This is a genomic window from Bradyrhizobium sp. UFLA05-125 (assembly GCF_059803515.1).
This window is the reverse complement of sequence record NZ_JBANBJ010000168.1, coordinates 1-1,696: the sequence shown is the minus strand read 5'-3', so window position 1 is coordinate 1,696 and position 1,696 is coordinate 1. Positions and strand designations below refer to the sequence as shown.

The window sequence follows — 1,696 nt, the reverse complement described above, 5'->3', positions numbered from 1 at the left end:
GGCGCGACGCAACTGCTGGTGCCCGACAACGCCAAGGTCGCGGTGATCAAGGCCTGCCTCTATGACCCCATGGTCAACCGTAGCTACAGCGATATGGCGCAGCATTACGGCACGGCGATTTTGCCGGCACGGCCGCGTCGCCCGAGAGATAAGGCGAGCGCTTCATACTGCACCTCATTCCTTTGATGGCGCGGTGATGGCGGTGAGCTGCGCCGGACGGGCGCCGCGTCCACCGCAGCCCCTGCGGATCGTCATGCCAGGCGGGACCTCCCACAGGCCGCGGTTCAGGCTGTCGGTATAGCATTTTGTGATGAGCCCCTGGCGACCCCACGTGTGTACGGCTGTCTCGGAGACGCAGAACTTGGCGGCGATCTCGCGCGTCGTGAGCATACCACGTCGACGCAGCCGCTCATATCGGCTGGCAAGTTTGTAGGCGCGGCGAATGAAGGCAACCTTCTTCAGATTGAACGCGTTCGCCTCCCATGTACGCCATCCGTGATTATTGAGAATCTCGGCGACTTCGCGATCGCAATGATGGTCAAGAAGACGATCAACCTCGGCAACGAGTTCAGGTTTGAACTTCCGGATCTGGGCGATGGGTAGCGGCCGGTCGAGCACCAAGGTACGCGTGGCGCCGCCAGACAGGCGCACATGGGCCGTGATGATTTGCGACTTGATTAAGGTTACGTCGTCGATGAGCAGACGCACGATGCGCTTGCGCTCGCGGGAGTCAACTCGCGGATCTTGCCAGATCCGCGGAAGCTGCTCGGCGAGGTCAAGGATGCGTCGCTGGGCTTCTGCAGTGAGGGCCGCAGCCTGCTGTTTGCTCCGGCGCTTGTAGTCTTCGGCGGCATCGGCATGACGGCGCAGCTTGTCGTTCCATTCGGCCTCGAGTGAATCGGCGACGAGTCGGTTGTCGGGATCGACCTTCATGTAGCGTCGACGCGCAAGCTCGGCTTCATAGCGCATCCGCTCGACATGCTGGCGACGCGCTGCATCGGTCTCTGCGGCGCGCGCCTCAAGCTCGCGCTGCACCTCAAGGGTGACGGCCAGCGTCATCGGCGTCATCAGCTCGATCATCAAATCTGCGATCCCCGCATCGACGATCTTCCCGGGAACCGTTTGGCAGGTCCATCCCGCCCGGCGTACCGCGTTCGCCTGGCACAGATAGGTTGGGACGGTGCTGCCGTGCCCCTGGCTGTAGCGCACACCCATGCGTTCGCCACATAGGCCACAGACCACGCGACCTTGGAGGAGCGCCGGTCCCTCGCGCGCCGGTCCCGACCGCCGCTCGCCACCGAAGGCACGAGCGTTGTCGGCGAGCCGCCGCTGGTTGGCCTCGAAGCGCTCCCAGTCGATGTAGCCCTGGTGCATCCCCGGCATAACGAACTGCCAATCGGCCCTGGCAACCTTGACGACACTGGTGCCACCGTCGGGCCGGTGCCGTATGCGTGTTCGGCCATACGCAAAAGCGCCGGCATAGCGCGGATTGTGGAGCACCTGCAGAACGCGCGCATGGTGCGGCGACGCCCACAGGAGATCACCCTTGTTCGGTCCTGTCCGGAGTCGGCGCGGGAACAGCAAACCTTGCTCTCGGAAGAATCGGACTGTCTGCATCGCACTTCCGGTCTGCTCGAAGGTATCGAACACGAGACGGATTGCGTTCTGCACCTGGAGGTCGGGATCGAGGCCGATG

Annotated in this window: 1 protein-coding gene and 1 pseudogene; one reads left to right on the top strand and one right to left on the bottom strand. The window is 63.5% G+C overall.

All coding sequences use genetic code 11. The features are described from left to right. Window positions 1-156: pseudogene (locus SO156_RS45750) on the top strand (IS21 family transposase); the annotation flags it as partial. Between the two features lie 18 nt (window positions 157-174). On the opposite strand, the gene SO156_RS45745 reads toward SO156_RS45750, so the two are convergent. Next, window positions 175-1,671, bottom strand: a complete 1,497-nt coding sequence (locus SO156_RS45745; RefSeq protein ID WP_498539452.1) for a recombinase family protein — start codon at window positions 1,669-1,671, stop codon at window positions 175-177. Between the last annotated feature and the right edge of the window lie 25 nt (window positions 1,672-1,696).